At 55.9% G+C, this 17,227-nt stretch carries 13 protein-coding genes and 1 pseudogene; 9 read left to right on the forward strand and 5 right to left on the reverse strand.

The genetic code is table 11. The annotated features are described in order from the left end of the window. Positions 1-428 precede the first annotated feature (428 nt). From IEX25_RS16950 to IEX25_RS16960, 3 genes are read right to left on the reverse strand one after another with little or no spacing between them, the layout of a single operon-like run. Positions 429-3,308: a Z1 domain-containing protein gene (locus IEX25_RS16950; RefSeq protein WP_188716630.1), complete on the reverse strand. Its 2,880-nt coding sequence runs from the start codon at positions 3,306-3,308 to the stop codon at positions 429-431. Next, positions 3,308-4,318, reverse strand: coding sequence for a PD-(D/E)XK motif protein (locus IEX25_RS16955; protein ID WP_188716632.1), 1,011 nt, complete (start codon positions 4,316-4,318; stop codon positions 3,308-3,310). Before IEX25_RS16955 ends, IEX25_RS16950 begins: the two co-directional genes overlap by 1 nt. Beyond that, the gene (locus IEX25_RS16960; RefSeq protein WP_188716634.1) at positions 4,311-5,822 is read right to left on the reverse strand and encodes an ATP-binding protein; all 1,512 of its coding nucleotides are present in this window, start codon (positions 5,820-5,822) and stop codon (positions 4,311-4,313) included. The genes IEX25_RS16955 and IEX25_RS16960 overlap by 8 nt, the downstream gene beginning before the upstream one ends. A 111-nt stretch (positions 5,823-5,933) precedes the next feature. On the opposite strand from IEX25_RS16960, the gene IEX25_RS16965 reads away from it, so the two are divergent. Both IEX25_RS16965 and IEX25_RS16970 read left to right on the forward strand, forming a co-directional pair. Beyond that, entirely contained in the window at positions 5,934-6,650 is a 717-nt protein-coding gene (locus IEX25_RS16965) for a KpnI family restriction enzyme N-terminal domain-containing protein (protein ID WP_188716636.1), read from the forward strand. A gap of 362 nt (positions 6,651-7,012) precedes the next feature. After that, positions 7,013-8,086 (forward strand): DUF4917 family protein, encoded by a 1,074-nt coding sequence (locus IEX25_RS16970; protein ID WP_188716637.1) that lies wholly within the window; start codon positions 7,013-7,015, stop codon positions 8,084-8,086. A 10-nt stretch (positions 8,087-8,096) separates the two neighbouring features. On the opposite strand, the pseudogene IEX25_RS16975 reads toward IEX25_RS16970, so the two are convergent. Further along, positions 8,097-8,291: pseudogene (locus IEX25_RS16975) on the reverse strand (IS66 family transposase); the annotation flags it as partial. A 417-nt stretch (positions 8,292-8,708) separates the two neighbouring features. Here IEX25_RS16975 and IEX25_RS16980 point away from each other — a divergent pair. Further along, positions 8,709-9,959, forward strand: coding sequence for an IS256 family transposase (locus IEX25_RS16980; RefSeq protein ID WP_188716641.1), 1,251 nt, complete (start codon positions 8,709-8,711; stop codon positions 9,957-9,959). Between the two features lie 209 nt (positions 9,960-10,168). Beyond that, on the forward strand, positions 10,169-11,803 hold the full coding sequence (locus IEX25_RS16985; RefSeq protein ID WP_188716643.1) for a P-loop ATPase, Sll1717 family: 1,635 nt from the start codon (positions 10,169-10,171) through the stop codon (positions 11,801-11,803). A gap of 258 nt (positions 11,804-12,061) precedes the next feature. On the opposite strand, the gene IEX25_RS16990 is transcribed toward IEX25_RS16985, so the two are convergent. Continuing rightward, complete coding sequence (locus tag IEX25_RS16990; protein ID WP_188716645.1) at positions 12,062-12,487, reverse strand: MerR family transcriptional regulator; 426 nt, start codon at positions 12,485-12,487, stop codon at positions 12,062-12,064. Positions 12,488-12,568: 81 nt separating this feature from the next. Between IEX25_RS16990 and IEX25_RS16995 the strand changes: the two genes are divergently transcribed. The 5 genes from IEX25_RS16995 to IEX25_RS17015 all read left to right on the forward strand — a co-directional run bounded on the left by IEX25_RS16995 (position 12,569) and on the right by IEX25_RS17015 (position 17,227). Further along, on the forward strand, positions 12,569-14,821 hold the full coding sequence (locus IEX25_RS16995) for a heavy metal translocating P-type ATPase (RefSeq protein WP_188716647.1): 2,253 nt from the start codon (positions 12,569-12,571) through the stop codon (positions 14,819-14,821). Position 14,822: 1 nt separating this feature from the next. Next, complete coding sequence (locus tag IEX25_RS17000; protein WP_188716649.1) at positions 14,823-15,446, forward strand: methyltransferase family protein; 624 nt, start codon at positions 14,823-14,825, stop codon at positions 15,444-15,446. A 107-nt stretch (positions 15,447-15,553) separates the two neighbouring features. Next, positions 15,554-16,135, forward strand: coding sequence for an SCO family protein (locus tag IEX25_RS17005; RefSeq protein ID WP_188716651.1), 582 nt, complete (start codon positions 15,554-15,556; stop codon positions 16,133-16,135). Positions 16,136-16,139: 4 nt separating this feature from the next. Beyond that, positions 16,140-16,616, forward strand: a complete 477-nt coding sequence (locus IEX25_RS17010; RefSeq protein WP_229665369.1) for a copper chaperone PCu(A)C — start codon at positions 16,140-16,142, stop codon at positions 16,614-16,616. Then, a complete protein-coding gene (locus tag IEX25_RS17015; RefSeq protein ID WP_229665371.1) occupies positions 16,598-17,227 on the forward strand; it encodes an SCO family protein in 630 nt (209 codons plus the stop codon). The genes IEX25_RS17010 and IEX25_RS17015 overlap by 19 nt, the downstream gene beginning before the upstream one ends.

Below are 17,227 nucleotides of genomic sequence, written 5' to 3' on the forward strand. Positions count from 1 at the left end.
CGCATCGAAAGCCCCGCATAAGACACGTCGTTAACGACGTCGCTACGCACGTGTCTTAGCCGGTCAGCCCCACGCTCAGGCAGGCGGTGGAAATCGGGTGGTTACATCTCCTCAATGGTGGATGAGGATACAACCGTTGCGCCTGACAGAAAGCCACTGAACTTAAGCTTGAAGAGCACCTAGATTCTCTGCCAAGTCCGAGACCTTCACCCTGATTGACTTACAATTGGGAGGGTTCGGAAGTCCGCCAGAGTCCCCTTGCCTTGAACCTGTGCTGTCTGCGTCCAGATCTCAATCCAGGCTTCAAAAACCGATGTCGAACGTCACGACCGCTTTACTCTTTGCTAACATTCCCCGCCAAATGCGCTTTCGCAATGACCAAGAATAGTGGCTGGGCAGTATGCTGCCATGTCGGGCGTAGCGAAACGCTAAGGCACGCTGATTATTGCATCCTCGGGCTTGTCCGGCATGCGGACGGTAAAGCCAAGCGGCGACTTGATATCGTTCTTCGGAAAAAGCAGCGTGAAACCTACAGTGAAGGGTGGCTTGGCGGGTTTAGGGTTCTTGCTCGTAGCCCTCTCCTCCGTAATCGGGTAGTAGATCATCACGCCCCGATGCGGCGATCGGAGTGCGTTGAGTTCCTCACTTGCACGCTTCAGACGGCTCTGACCGCAGATATGCTCTGCAAACAGGCGGTGCACTGGATCGTTGTAAGTGTGGAACCGGTGGGGGAGCTCATGCCGCGAACGATGTACGACATCGAAGTCGGTGCCATTGATAGGATTTAGGGCTCTTGGATTTTTGATTTGCGGACTAAGGAGCAGCCAGTCTGCAATCTCATGATCGCCTGCCTTGCCCTGTAAAAACTCCATTTGCAGACGGAGCGGATGCCCGTTGTTTGCCTCTCGATTGCGGGGGTCGAACCAATTGTAGGACCGTAAAAAGTCCAGAAGCCTCTTGGTTGTGAAGGTTGCAGTGTGCACCCGCAACGTCCTGATTGATCCGCGAACTTCCGCCTGCAGCGACTTAAGATCAACAGAGGCGCCCTTGAGGAGGGTAGCCAGAAGCTCATTGTTGCGCTTAATCAAGTTTTTGTCCTGTGGCGCGAATGTCGACTCAGCTAATTGTCCGCCAAAATTGCGGAATTGGATCACCGCGTTGCGCATTTTGTTCGCCGCTGTGGGACGCAGCATGTGCTGAGGGACGAGCGGCGGGATTTTCGCGGGTGTCATGCGCGGCTCCTCCATAGAAGCGTAACGCTCAAGGTCTTTGCGAAACAGGTCCTCGTCACGGCAGACGCCGCCGAACGCCTCGTAGAGATTGATCGTCGCTGAACCTTTTGCTGACTTCTTCTCCTTTGTCCCGATGTAGAGTCGTACCAAATCCTTGTAGCCTCGCCGAAAGCCAAACCAGCGGCCCATCTGCATGAGAGTATCGCCAGCGCCAGCGCGGCGTCGGTAATAGCTGACCGTCAGTCCCTCAACCGTGTATCCGCGCGAAAGCTTTGTGCCACCAACCAAAATCTTCCAGACTGATTGCTTGTCGAAATCAGGAGTCTGCTCTTTGGTTTCGTTATTCACCACGAGTACGGCATCATCGGCCTCACCGATCCGTTGTAGGCAGTCCCCGAGATGGGGCAACAGCTCTTCAAACGATGTGGGGAACTCCTGATCATCACGGCGTCGCTCATAGACCGGCTTGAAGTCGTCTTCAAATAATGTGGCTAAGCGTTCAAGCCCCTGGCCAGCGTCATAGCCAGCTTTCGCGAAAGTCTTGCGAACATCTCCTGCTAGTGCCTTTTGATCGACCACGAGCTGGGAAACATGCACCAGCATAGTATGGTGACGGAACTTCAAATTCGGGTTTTGCTGAGAGCGCCATAGTTTAATCGCGCCAGCTAGGACAAAGCTGTCGATTGCCGCGCGCAGATTCTTGGGAGTGCTATCTTCGCCGATTACTTCGCGAACAAAATCCCGCTTGTTCGGCTTTACGTCGTCGTCGCCTTCTTCGAAGTCGTAGAAGTCAGATACGCCCATATAGCCGATCGGCCTGGGAAGTGCGATTAGGAAGTCCTTCGGGAAAATGTCTCCTTCGCTTGCCGGATCGATGAATACATTAGCGAACGGTGTGGCTGTATAGCCGATATATTGTGATCTCGGCAGCAGACGCAGCAGGTCGACGATCGCCTGATTGGTCGCGTTGCGCTCTTCTTCAAGTGCGCCGGGCGTCTGCTTCTTGGTGTTGATACTCGCTTGGTCAGACTCGTCGTCAATAATTAGTACCGGCACCTGGGAAAGCGGCGCACCAATCTTTTGGCGCCCTAACGCTGTCAAGTCGGTCAGAAGGCGCTGCACGACCTTGCTGTTCTTCTTGAGCACCGCAATACGCGCTGGAGCGCGGTAGAGATTATCGGGATGGTTGAACGGCAACGCTGCATTTTGAGGCGCGAACTTCAGAGCTTCGACGCGCAAAGCGAGGCGCTGATAATCACCTTCGGGCCCCGTCAGCCTTGCGAGGTCGAAGGCGCCGAGTTCGCTGGGCTTTGCGCCGTGCGTCAAAAACTCGCTCCAGTCAGGATCGTTGACATATTCACGATCAAGCAGCTCGCGACCTACAAGCTCTTTATCGAGGCGACGTTGAGTCTGTGAGCGCAGCACGTCCAACATGCCAGCGAGCACGATAATCAGGCGATAGCCTGCGTCGGCCGCTTTCGCGATAACGCCAGTGAAATTCGCCGTTTTCCCGCTCTGTACGTAGCCGATGACCAATCCTTTAGACTGGTACGCAGACTCTGCGGTCGGATCGGCAAGACGTTCAACGACACTGCTGGTGCTTTCGTCCAGCTGAAGAATGCTGTCTTCGGCCCAACCTTGCTGAAGCAACTGCTCCGAATACCGCTTCCAGTAATAGTCCCGGCTCGCCTGAATCTCGGGAGAGTACCATTGCTCATGATCGGTGGCGATTACGGTAGGTCGGGCAAGTGGCTGGAAAGGCAACCTATCGTCGCAAAGCGCAATCCAATCATCATCAAGCTCAAGCCGGTTGTAGATCACGGTGCGACGCATCGCTGTGTTGATCGGCGCGTCGCCAGCCCAGTCCGCTGTCTCATTGTCCCACTTTGCGAGCTTGCGCCTCAGGACCCCGAGCATGTCGTCTCCCGGCCCGGCATCGCGGAGTGCTTTGAGCAATGCGTTTGAACTGAAGCTGCTCTCCCCCGGTGCATCCTCGGCTGCATACTCAAGCGCGCGAGCAAACTTCTTCGGGCCTGCAGTCATCCCCGCCAGCGCGGCATTCAGGATATCAAACACTAAACGGCTCCTCTAGCACCAGGCACGGCAGGCACAATGGCGTGAAAGTCTTCGGTTCCATCTACAAAACCAAAACCATCCACATCGATCGAATAGGATATCCGGCCAATTTTTGTGGTGGCGAACCGATCGCTGATCTGTGCCAAAGCTTCAGTTGTCAGGCGCGGCACACCATCGCAGACCGGGATCAAAACAGGTGTATCGCGCAAACGACGGCGTTGGCTATAAAGCGGAGCGTCGGCTGGGTCATAGCCGAGTGATGAAATACCCGATCGAAAGCGAGTTAGTGCGGCGTGGGAGGAAGTGAGGCCACACTCGATTACGGAAACAGCTTCTGGAAGCGTGCGGCCACTCGTCCCCGCATTAGCGAGCTTCAGGGACAGCAGGTATAAGGAGCAGCCCAGGCTGGGCTCAAGCTGCCCGACGCCGTTAATTGTATGGATGCGCTTTGCGCCCGAGGTCGTCTTCACTTCGAGTTCGATGTTCCCGAGCCGAAAATCGTGCGGCTGTTTCAGCGGACCAACCCACGCGTCTAACGCATCGATGCCACGGACAGCAACTAGCCGCTCTAATAGCCACAACTCACCGAAAAGGCCTGCTTGCGCTTCTTCTGACATGAGCGAGGGGCGGCTGATCAGCGTCTCCCATCGCTCTACAGCGTCCGCCAACGCAGCGTCAGGGTTCATACCGTCTTCGACGACAGCGACAACAATTTCAGCGATCAAGCGATAGAAATTTCCGAACAAGTGTCGAGCGTCGGTCCAGATTTCAATGTGACGTCGATCGTCGCTCGCAACTTCGCCGACATGGATCTCGGCAAATGGAAAAACTTGCCCAGCGGCACGAGAGCCAACTTGCTCAAAACGCACCCCGATTCTCTCTGCACCCTGATCTATGAAAAGCGTGACTGCTGGCGTCTGTCGTACCACGAAAAGCTGTGGGATACCGGTTCTAATATAGTCATGCTCAAACACACTCCAATCGGGCAGCAGAATCGGCTTATCACTCATCACGGTCTTTCAGGCGGATTTTAATGATCTCAAATAGCAAAGAATTGGTAAGGTTGACATGATCACGCAGTTTTCCTGATGAACGCTGCCGTGCAAAACTCTCTTTGTAAAGCTGAAACAGAAGGATCTTTATAAGCGGCGCGTCAGCAGAAGATGCAGGAGAACCGTCCAGGATTTCATAACGAAACTTACGATTTAGCACGATATTCATTTCACTGAGGTCGAGATCAAAGACTTGACCGTCATCCAGTTCCCCCCAAGCAAAGCCGATTTCCTCAGCCTCCCTGTTGCCCGCGATCCACTTGCGCGCAGCTCGACGAACTCGCATGGCAATGCCAGGTCCAGGTACTGCGGGTGGAGACCCGGAGCTTCGTTCAGTTCGACGGGAAGCACGATAAGCAGCGCGTGCTGCCTCCAAATAATCTTCTAGGTCAATCTCACTGTCAGACGCTGCGAGCAACGCTTGCGCTTGCGAAGCCGTCACCTGCAATGCGGACTTCTGAACATTGACGTCGATACCAGCTGGCGGGAGCTCAATTGCGACGCGTGCGAGCATCAGCTCGGGATCCTGGTTACCCTTAACCGCCCCGTTCCAGCCCCCCGCCTGAATGAGTCGATTGTTGCGGAAGAAATAGAATCCTTGAAATTCAATACCTTTTCGGCTGCCTAGCAGGAATCCATCTGCCGCCGACCCGGCGGGCCAGATATGCGCATCAAGCGTGAGCGAGCCAAGACCAGGAAACTCGCAGCTCAACGCTTTTGGCCATCCCGGTGCGCCAGAGTTTGGATAGAGAAAAGGATTATGAGGCCGCACTGGGCGCGGTAGCGCCAACGGACGACGCTCGTGGCGGACAACGGTCGAGATAGACAATGCGCCGCTTTCAAGAAAACGGTGGAAGATCAAGCCCAAATGCGCCTCTAGTCGCGGCATTGCTGTACCAAGAAACTCATCAAGCGCATCGGCGTGTTGAGACACAACCAGTCGGTCCAGCCGCTCCCAAATCACCAGTGTTCCGGAAGCGGGCGTCTTTCCTCGGAGACACAAATCATTGAACGTTACGCCCGCCTGGACGGGGTCCAGCACTTCGCATCGCCAATCATTGTCAATGGCTTCGACGGACCAGCGGCTTGCAACAACGTTACCGTTCTGCCGGCTGATCACCGTCATGGTCTTGGCTTGACTGAATGAGGCAGATTTGAGCCCCATGCCGTACGTGCCCAAGTCGCCCACATCATGATCAGTCCGGCCAGCAAATTGCATGCCCATCCGAAGTGTGGCCATGTCCATGCCGCGACCATCATCCGCAATCGTAACGGAAGTGATTTCGCGGTCGTTGCGCAGGAACGTAATTTCGACCCGCGTCGCTTGGGCATCAATTGAATTGTCGATGATGTCTGCAATCGCTGCGGGAAGTTCATAGCCGATGCGGGACAGCGCACGAATCGTGCCTTTGCCTTCCGGCCGCAAAAGCATATGATCCACTGTCGCCAACGGCTTTAGCATCTTCCCCCCTGCGTCCAGCTTGCGACGACTCGTCAATCGCTATAGCCATGCTACTGTCGGTACAACCCGATCAAATATTAAGATTAATTTTTTCCGAATGATGAGGATTGAGTGGCTCGTCGGTCGCACACAGGCAACCCGGAAGAACTGCGCCTGAAATTAGTGGCACTGCTGCAGGATCTCCCCGAACAACTCCGTACGGGCACTGTCGGAGAGCAGGTCTCCGGCCTTGTCGAAGTCAATATTCATCTCCGTGCATTGGGGGCTTCGATCGGTGCATCTCTGGCTCCTGAAGATGCTGGATCGGGTCGCGCCCGGCTGCTAGCATATCTGCGACATCAAGTCGGCCATATCGTCCATACCGACGAACTATCGATTGTGGCAGGCATTGGCGATTATCCTCGTCGCATCCGGGAGCTTCGCGCAAAGCACGGATGGCCGATAATCTCCGGGATGGCGGTTCGCGACATGCGTATCGATGCCGCAGCAAGGCGCAGTCGTGGCGGTGAGCAGGTCAGCAAGATGGCGGCTGAAGAATACCTGCTAATTGAAGATGTCTGCGATCAAGACGCAGTTCGTCGCTGGCAAGAAGCAGGCGCTATTCGTGACAAATCGTCCAATGTGATGACCGCAGTTGGCGCTTATTTACGTCGTGCGCCCGCTAAGCGCGTCACCGCTGAAGAACTGCGCTATGTTGCCGGAAACAACAGTAATTGGCCAGCAGCTATTCGTGCACTTCGAGCTGAAGGCTGGTCGATTTTATCAAAAGATGTTGGCTCGTGCGAACTACCTTGGGGTATTTACATTCTCGAATCCGCGCACGAGTAGCCTGCCTTTGACTTTGTTGCGCAAAATGCGTGAAGCTCGGAGTTCCCTTTCCCCTGGGCAGACTTATCCAGCAGGTCTTGTGACAGGTATGCCGAGCGCAGTTTAGCCGTTCAAGAGGGCGGCGCGGACCTGGAGTTGAGCAACCTGGCTGTGAGTGCTGGATTTAATCTCCCAAATTGGTCCTTCGAAGCGCATCCAGATTTCCGGCGAATGAAGGGCCGATGTGGGCGTGCAGACTCGCGCGTAAACCCTTCCTATCCCCGATCGATGCCGCCGAGTGCAACCCCATGATTGACAACAAGAATATTGCATGCCACAGCTCGGAGTATAGGGTCGGATTTTAGGAACGCGGGAGAAATTACATGGTCGATCTATTGAGTTTTTCCGAGGCGATCGACGATTCTCGACAATTCTCAAAGCGCCATCTTTTGATCGGAAACGGATTTAGCATCGCGTGCTGCCCTGATATTTTCCACTACGGATCGCTCTTCAGCGCGGCAGATTTTTCCAACAACCCAGAGTTAATTAAAGTCTTCGAAGTTCTCGGAACACAGGATTTCGAGATCGCGATCAAGAATCTTGAAGCCGGTGCGCTGCTCGCGGGCATTTATATACCTGGCCATGCAGATGCAGCCGCCAAGATGATGGCCGATGCCAACGCTTTGAAGGAAATCCTTCTAACCGCCATCGCTGGAAACCACCCGGACGTTCCCAGCGATATTCCTCATGCCAAGTTTTGGGCCTGTCGGAGATTTCTTAACCTGTTTTTAGGGCAGAAAAATGACGGCCAAGTTTTCTCCCTGAACTACGATCTGCTGTTGTATTGGACCTTAATGCATGAAGACAATCCGTCCACGAAGGCCATTGATCTTGCTACAAACGACGGCTTTGGGAATGACGAAGACGATCCTATGGCCGATTACGTTGTTTGGCAGGGTGAAATCGCGGCCCACAGCGCCAAGGTCCATTTCCTTCATGGAGCGTTGCATCTCTTCGATGCTGGCACTGAGCTACAGAAGTTCACATGGGCCAGGACAAACGATCGCCTGATCGACCAGGCGCGACGCGCGATCAACGATGACAAATACCCGCTGTTTGTCACCGAGGGGTCGAGTGCGCAGAAAAAGGCCAAGATTCGGCACAATGCTTATCTCTACCAAGGATTTAAGCAGCTAACTGCGAACGCACAGCAGGGGCGGCACTGCTTTTTTGTTCTCGGGCATTCGTTGGCCGAGAATGACGACCATATTTTGCGGCGGTTCGGAACCGGTAGATTCAAGAAGATCTACGTCAGTCTGTTCGGCGATCCCGGATCACCAAGCAACCAGCAGATCATTGCCAAGGCGAACACCTTGGCGGCCATGCGTCACGACAAGTTTCCACTCGAAGTCGCTTTCTATGATGCGGCGACAGCCAATCCGTGGACGTACCCCTGAGGTACCGCGTCAGCCGGTTGTAGCCGGGATACCGATCGATCTGCAGAATGCCATCGAAGCCTGACAGGAAGGTCTCGGCATTCTCTCCCGCACGACCGGAGGCGTAGAAGTAGACCACGCCAGGCGGGTCATCGCCGCCCCACGGCCGGTCATCTCGGGCGAGAGCCCAGAGATATCCGGTCTTTGTTGTCCCGCGCCCTGGATCAAAGTTTACCACGAACACCAGTTTCCACACAGCCTCGGCTCTTCGCGTTACTGTGCCAGCTTCGGATGCCAAGCGCGCTCTGTAACACTGGACGCCCCCTCACTGCAAAACAATCCGGACCAATCAACTGAGACGCGGGCTGCGGCGGTTTATCAAGCAGCGGCAGGGTTCGTGACACCAACGCCTCGGCTATGCCAAGCGTCCGATGAACGATCCTTTTGCGGACAGGTAAGCGATTGCTCATGCACAGGATATTAAGCTACTCATGTTCTACAGGGGACTCGGTACTATGTGATACACAAGTCAAATCTTCCTACTGGGAGTAATGAGCGAAAGTTGGTGATGCCCTGAGGGGGCGGCATATCATGGCGGTGTTCAGAACGCCGTCAATTCTCAGCCGAGAAAGGGATATGCCACATGCCAGAGACTACCATCACCCAGCTGCCCGATCCATCCGGATTCAGCGCCGATCCCTTCACCGATATTATCCGTGACGGCGCGCGCAAGTTGATCGAACAGGCAATCCACGCGGAGTTGGCGGTGCTGATGGCCGCCTTTTCCGCCGAGAAGCTGGAGAATGGCACATCACGCCTGGTGCGCCATGGTTACCTGCCGGAACGCGAGGTGATGACCGGGATTGGCCCCGTGCCGGTGAAAGTGCCGCGGGTGCGCGATCGCAAGCCCGGTGAGGATAAGATCACCTTCACGCCCAGCATCCTGCCGCGATACCTGCGCAAGGCGAAATCGGTCGAGGAGCTGCTGCCTTGGCTTTACCTCAAGGGCGTCAGCACGGGGGACTTCAGCGAGGCGCTCGCGGCACTGCTGGGCCCAAACGCCCAGGGGCTTTCCGCCAAGACGATCACGCGGCTGAAGGCCGACTGGTGGACCGACTATGAAGCCTGGCAAAAGCGCGACCTGAGCCATCGGCGTTTTCTCTACATCTGGGCCGATGGCGTGTATTTCAAACCGCGCATGGCCGAGGAAAGACAATGCGTTCTGGTGATCGTCGGGGCCGATGAATATGGCCGCAAGGAGCTTCTGGCGATGATCGACGGCTTCCGCGAAAGCGCTGAGAGCTGGCGTGAGCTCTTGCTCGATCTGAGGTGCCGGGGCCTGAAGCAGGATCCCAACCTGGCCATCGGCGACGGTGCGCTCGGGTTCTGGACCGCCCTGCGCGAGGTCTTCGCCACCACGCGCGAGCAGCGGTGTTGGGTCCACAAGACAATGAATGTGCTGAATGCACTGCCAAAGTCGCTGCAGGACAAGGCCAAGAACCATCTGCACGACATCTGGCAGGCCGAAACAAAGGCCGAGGCCGGCGCCGCCTTCGACTTTTTCGTCGAAACCTACGGAGTCAAATACGACAAGGCCGTTGCCAAGCTGGTCAAGGATCGCGAGGCCTTGCTGACCTTTTACGACTACCCGGCCGAACACTGGAAACACATCCGGACATCCAATCCAATTGAAAGCACCTTCGCGACCGTTCGGCACCGCACCAAGCGCACCAAAGGTTGCCTCAGCCGCAGGACCGGACTGGCCATGGCCTTCAAGCTGATGATGTCGGCGCAGGGGAAATGGCGCAAACTCGACGGCCAGAACCGCCTGCCGGAGATCATCCAGGGGATTGAGTTCCGCGACGGCCTCCGTCAACTTCAAGCCGCCGCCTGATCAGGCGTCACCAACTTTTGCCCATATCTCCCTACTGGCAATAATGAATAGCATCCTAATGTCCATTGCATCTGGAGGGCGCAAGACAACAGGAAGAAGATAGTAAAAAATAAATGCTACCTATGCGTGCAAAAAATGCTTCTTGCAATTAGCAAGGTTGCGTCATTAACATGATAGTATGTTCCATTGGCGATTTGAAAGGGTGGAATATGTCTAATACTGTTAATGACCTCATGAACTTATCGCCTAATGCACAAGAACAGGTCCGTATCGCCTTTGATCCGCGTAGGCCTTTTGGCCCCTCAAGTGCAAACGGTTTCAGAGATTTTCCTCAAGTCGCCGAATTAGCATTTAGCACCGAGAACCAAATCTGGCGTGAATATTTAAGCCACCCGAGAATGATCGTTGGGCGAAAGGGCTCTGGAAAAACTTCCGTTCTTCAGCAAACACAAAAGTCAAATTATTACAAGTTGGTTCACAGAATATCTACGTCAGAAATGATAGAAAAATGTGTTGATGAGTTATTCACAAGTCCAACCGACACACGAAATGTCTCTGCAGAAATAGCAGGGAAAGTATGGACACAGATGATCAATACTTCTCTTATGACGGAACTTCTAAAGAAAGACAAAAAATATCCATTTCACGCTATCGAAAAATACTTTGAAGTTTCTGGACTACTCAGTGACAGAAGAGGAAGGAATTTGTTTGCTTTAATGCGCAACATACCGTCGGGAGACTCAAGCTCAATATCAGCTACAGTGAGCCTGATTGTATCAACAATTTTGCATCTCAGAGGCGAAACAGGTCTTGAATACGAAAATGCTGTAGTAGAAATGGATGAGTATCTCTGCAGCAGGAAGGCAAAATGCGTTGTCATATTAGATTCAATAGAAGAGTATCCCTTGCATGATCATCAGTTTAGCGCCGTTTTGAAAGGCCTTCTTAGATGCACGGGTGCCTATGGAAGTAGTCAGCGAGATATCCGCATAGGTATACCAGCGGAACTATATTATGATCTCCGTAGCAAATCATCGAACATTTCAAAGGATTTTGAGAAGGCAATAGTTCTACACTGGTCGCCAATGGAACTTCTTAGAATAATAGCTTGGAGGTATCTTGTTTATTTGTCGGCTAATGACAGAAATCGTCTTCATTATTTTTCCAATGCTGACCTTAGCGATCGCGCGGATGTTCACCGCATCCTAACTGATATTATTCCAGTAGATATTATGAATCGCTCGGGAGATCGAGAGGTTAGTGTTGCCTACATACTAAGGCATACACAACTTCTTCCCAGGCAGATAATAAAGATCTTCAACGAGACATTCTCAACCTCCAGACCTAACGCTCCACAGACAGCCGCTGCTATTGCTGATAGAATTACTGGTGCGGTTCGTATGTTAGAGTCTCAATTTTGCGAGGAAGTATGCGGAGCATACAAAATAAAATACCCGTTTATTTCGGATCTCTGCAAAAATTGCATTCCTTCCCTCCCTCGGTTCTTCGATGAAAAAATTCTTGAAAATATATATCGAAGAAAGGGAAAGAAAACTATGCAGGAATTTTCCCATATAGGAGATGTCAGCTTCAGCCAATTCAAAGAAGCGCTGTTTGAGATCGGAGCAATAGGAAGAGTAAGATCAAAAACTGAAATGTATGCAGATGCTGACTTCGAATATGCTATTCCAGGCCGATTATATGCTTCAGATTCGGATGAACTCTGCCTTCATCCGTCCTTTTCTGGGACATATGAGTCGAGCACAAACCGCAGATCAGAATTTTTTGTTTATCCCCATCTCCACTTGTATGAAGGTGCCCTTGAAAGAGCCTTGAGGTTATAGGGCCTGAACCTCTGAACGTCACTTGTGCCGTTAATCGCGAATGCCAAGCTAGGTTCTGCTTAATGGTGGAAATTCGCGCACCGCCGATCTTCAAGGCTGAGGGCAGGTCCAGTAAGAAAAGTCGTCAAGAGAAGCTATAAACTTCCTTAGTTTTCTTTACCGAGTAAATTTACTGAAAACAGGCAGGTTCTGCAACGAACACGGTGGTCGGTCGCCGGGGGCAAAATAATCTCCGTTTTCTTTACTTCTGTTTTTGCTTCAGACTTCCCCATGATGCGTATGCAGGCAGCATTCATGGTTGCTGAGAGCTTCGATGACCTTGCAGTCCGAGATCGTGCCCTGGGCGCACTGTGTCAGCATGCGCTCCAGTTCCTGCTGCAAGCTTTGAAGGCGCATGATGCGGTCCTTGATCGAAACAAGCTGGCGGGTGGCGATCACGTCGGCAGCCGCGCAGGACATGTCGGGCCGGTCTGACAGACTGAGCAGTTCCCGGATGTCGTCGAGCGAGAAGCCGAGGTCACGGGAATGGCGGATGAAGGCGAGCCGCTCCTGAGCCATCACGCCGTAAAGCCTCTGGTTGCCCGCGCTGCGTTCCGCCTCGGGCAAGAGCCCAATCTCTTCATAGTAGCGGATGGTGGGCACCTTGACGCCGGTGGCCGCGCTCAACTTTCCGATGCTCAGCATGAGAAACCTCTTGAACCTCTAGTTGCTAGAGATCCTATCTTCCCGACTCGATGAAGCAAAGACTACGAGCGGGAACCGAAAATGGCGGCTGAAACAGCAGAGCGGCGGGAGTGGACCGTGACAGGCATGGACTGTGCGGCCTGCACGACAAAGGTGACGCGCGCAGTGGAGCGGCTGCCGGGTGTCAGCGATGTCAGGGTTGCAATGATGGCGGAACGGCTGTCGCTGAACCTGGCACCGGGCACGACAGAGCCAGAGATCATCGAAGGTACTATTCGCAAGCTGGGCTTCGGGATTGCACCCAAGGGGCAGCAGGCGCCGCGCAAGAAGGCATTCGTGTTACTGGATACAATGCCAGCTTCTCCGCATAATACCGTAGAGCGCGCGGAGGTGAGCGAAGCTGCTGCGCCCATGCAGCACGAACAGGGTCACACAGGCGCTCTCACCGTCGAGCGGGACAGATCCTGGCATCAGACTGGAAAGGGACGGCTCGTCATCCTGACCGGCACCCTGCTGGTCGTCGCCTGGCTTGTCGAGCTGCTGACATCGGCCGAGACAGGCTATTGGGCCTTTGTCGCTGCCTGTTTGATCGGCGTTGCTCCAGTGGCAAAGCGCGCCTTCGAGGCCCTGCGCATGGGTCAACCCTTCACCATCGAAGGGCTGATGACCATTGCTGCTACCGGTGCCTTGATCATCGGCGCCGAGGAAGAGGCCGCCCTGGTCGTCGTCCTGTTTGCCGTGGGCGAGGTTCTTGAAGGCGTTGCTGCCGGAAAAGCGCGCCAGGGCATCCGGGCCTTGGCCAATCTTGTGCCAAAGACCGCATTGCTCGAAGTCGGTGGACAGACACGGAGGGTCATGGCCGACAGGTTGCAGATCGGGCAGGTCGTCCTCGTTCGTCCCGGCGACCGCATTCCCGCGGATGGCGACATCATCGAGGGCACGAGCGGTGTCGATGAAAGCCCGGTGACGGGCGAAAGCATGCCAGCGACCCGGAGCGTGGGTGGCGGGGTCTTTGCCGGCTCCATCAACACCGAAGCCGCGCTGCGCGTTCGTGTCACCCGGGAGCCAAGCGACAACACCATTGCGCGCATCATCCGCTTGGTGGAAGAGGCCGAGGAGGCCCGTGCGCCCACAGAGCGGTTCATCGACCGTTTCTCGCGGATCTACATGCCTGCTGTCATCGCGCTCTCCGCACTGGTGATCGTGGTGCCGCCGCTCGCCTTCGGCCAGGACTGGAACACCTGGATCTATCGTGGTTTGGCGCTGCTGCTGATCGGCTGCCCTTGTGCATTGGTGATCTCGGTCCCGGCCTCCATCGCCTCGGCGCTGTCCTCGGGAGCGAAGCGTGGGCTTCTGATGAAGGGTGGCGCCGTGATCGAGGCAGCGGCAAAGATCACGCATGTCGCTTTCGACAAGACTGGCACCTTGACGCGCGGCAAGCCGGTCGTGACCGATCTGATCCCTGCCTCTGGCGTGAGCGAAGCCGCGCTTCTGGGTGTTGCGGCCGGTGTGGAAACCGGCTCAAGCCATTCTCTTGCGCAGGCAATCCTGAGCCGGGCCAAGGCTGCCGGGGTGGCGATCCCGGCTACGCGTGATGCGCGCGTCTTGGCAGGACAGGGCGTTGAAGCTGTTGTAGGCGAGACAAAGGCGTGGGTCTCCTCGCCCTCCCACGCGGTGAACATCGGCGGGATTAATGAGGCGGCCATCCCTCGCGCCACTGCGTTGGAAGAGGAAGGCAAGACCGTTGTCGCCGTGTTCCGGTCGGGGCAGCCCCTTGGGCTGATCGCCATGCGGGATGAGCCGCGCGATGATGCGGCCTGGGCTGTCCGCCAGTTGAACGCCCTTGGGGTCACGGCCACGATGCTGACCGGCGACAATCCCCGCACCGCAACCGCCATTGCCGGACAGCTTGGGCTCGATTTCCGCGCCGGGATGATGCCGGAGGACAAGCTGGCTGCCATCCGCTACCTGAACTGCCTGGGCAGCGTCATGATGATCGGCGACGGCATCAACGACGCTCCTGCCCTGAAGGAGGCACAGGTGGGCGTGGCCATGGGGTCGGGCACCGATGTGGCACTGGAAACGGCTGACGGAGCCATCCTCCGGGACCGCGTGACCGATGCTCCGGCCCTGATCCGGCTGGCGCGCGCGACGATGGGCAACATCCGGCAGAATGTGACCCTGGCGCTTGGGCTGAAGGCCGTGTTCCTCGTCACCTCGATCCTGGGCATCACCGGCCTCTGGATCGCCATTCTCGCCGATACCGGGGCGACGGTTCTGGTCACGCTCAATGCCTTGCGCCTGCTGGGCTTCGATCCCACGAAAGAGGCCTGAGATGCTCGGAGAGAAAGGCTGGATCGCTCTCGGCGTCGTGGTGCTGTATTTGACGTTTTTTGCTTGGGGCACGGTCGAGGCTGCGCGCGTCGCAGGACGGCCGGTCTGGCTGTTCGGGCAGGCGCATGGGACCGAGCGGTGGGCCGCAATGGGCTTTCGCCTGGCTTTTGCCTTGGCGCTTCTCGGGCCGTTGGTGTGGCTGGTCTTTCCGAATCTGCACAAGCTGGACCCATTCTGGACAGAGGGTTTCTTCCATGGAAAAGGTATCGTGGGTGTGCTTCTCGCCGTGGCAGGAGCAATGCTGGCCTTTGCGGCGCAGATGCCCATGGGAGCGTCCTGGCGGGTTGGCGTCCTGAAGGGGGAAAGCGGAGCCTTGGTCACAGGCGGTCTTTTCCGCCTCAGCCGCAACCCAACCTTTGTGGGGCAAGGGCTGCTGCTAACGGGTATGGCATTGGCGGTCCTGTCCTTGCCGACGCTTCTGGCGGTTTTCCTCTTTGCCTTCTCAGCCTCGGTTCAAATCCGGGCAGAAGAGGGCGTCCTGCTTTCTGATCACGGGTCGGAATATCGCAGATGGAGCGCACAGGTGCCCCGCTGGATCGGAATACAGTCCTTTCGTCATCTGTAATGGCGACAGAAGACAAAGATCTGACAAAGCCGTGAAATCTCGCAAAGCCGCTTGAACCTCATGTGGCTAGAGGTGCTACGGGGCGATCGCGAAGATGGAATATCACGATGCTGAAGACAATCAGAATTGCCCTCTGGATCGCCGTCGCAGCGTCCCTGGTCGGCGTTGCCACGCTGCTCTGGCACAAGGACCGGCAGGAGCAAGCGGCTGCTTTTCGACCGGAGTTTTCCTTGCCCGATGAAGCGGGGACTATCCGCACGACCGAGGAGTTCAAGGGCAAGCATGTTCTTGTCTTCTTCGGCTTCACCAACTGCCCGGACATCTGCCCAACCACCATGTCAGAAGTGGCGCAAATCATGGATGATCTGGGACCGCAGGCTGACGATGTGCAGCCGATTTTCATTTCGGTCGATCCGGCCCGTGATCGCGAAAGTGGCTTGAACGAATATCTGGCAGCTTTCCATCCTGCCATCCTCGGGCTTGCCGGAGATGAAGCCCAGACCCGAGCTGCCGTAGAGAGCTTCAAGGTCTTTGCCGATCCGGAAAAGACGGCATCCGCACCCGGGGGCTACACTATGTCGCATAGCTCCAGCCTTTACCTGCTCGGACCGGAGGGCGATTGGTTGCGCCAGTTTGAATATGGAACATCCGCTGACGACATTACCGCTGACCTCAAAGAACGCCTGTAACATGATGAAACAGATCATCGCCGGCCTGGGCCTCGCCGCATTGCTGCCCGCCCTTGCGCTTGCGGAATGCGCCGAGGTGTCCCAAGGCGACCTTTCGATCCGTGCGGCTTGGTCCCGCGCCACCATTGGAACCGCGCGGCCTGCTGTGTTCTATGTCACCATCCAGAACAACGGCAGCACGGATGACCGCCTGACCGGGATCGAAACCTCCGTGGCAGGCATGCCCATGCTTCATGAGACAGTCATGACGGATGGCGTTGCCAGCATGCCGCATGCGACTGCCATCGACATTCCCGCAGGAGAAACCGTCAGCCTGGCACCGGGCGGCTTTCACGGCATGCTCATGGACCTCGAAGAGGAGTTGAAAGAAGGGGAAAGCTTCCCCGTGGCGTTGCAGTTCGAGAAGGCGGGTGAGGTTTCGATCGACACTGAGGTCTTGCCGATCCGGGCACGGGAGGCGGCATGCGGCGCCACACCCTGATCCTTGGCGGCACCGGCCTCTTTGCCGCCTTGGGCTTCATGCTGACCCTCGGCGCCTGGCAAAGCGGCGATCTGCCATGGCAGGAAAAAACCACGTCTTCCGCCGCCCGAATACGCGCCGCCGATCTGGGTGCCATGACCTGGCAACTCACTAGTCACGAAGGCGCACCGGTCAATCCGCAGGACTGGCTAGGACAGGCGAACCTGGTCTTCTTCGGCTTCACCTGGTGCCCCGATGTCTGCCCCATGACGCTTCTGAACATCAGCGACTGGCTGGAGGAACTGGGGCCTGATGCCGACCGGCTGGCGGTTCATCTCGTCACAGTTGATCCGGAGCGCGATATTCCCGAGGTCCTGGCCGACTACCTATCGAACTTCAATCCCCGCATTGCCGGCCTGACTGGCACGCCCGTTGAAGTGGCCCGCGCGGTGGCAGCATTTGGCGTGACATACCGACGCGTCCCCCGTGAGGACGGCGATTATACAATGGATCACACCTCCGGCGTGTTCGTGTTCGGGCCAGATGGGCGTTTGTCGAGGATGATTGACCTACATGAAAAGCCGCAAGCGGCCGTGCCGAAGATCAGGCAGGCGCTGAACCAGGAGGAATAA

It is taken from the genome of Paracoccus acridae (genome assembly GCF_014642735.1).
GTDB classification, from domain to species: domain Bacteria; phylum Pseudomonadota; class Alphaproteobacteria; order Rhodobacterales; family Rhodobacteraceae; genus Paracoccus; species Paracoccus acridae.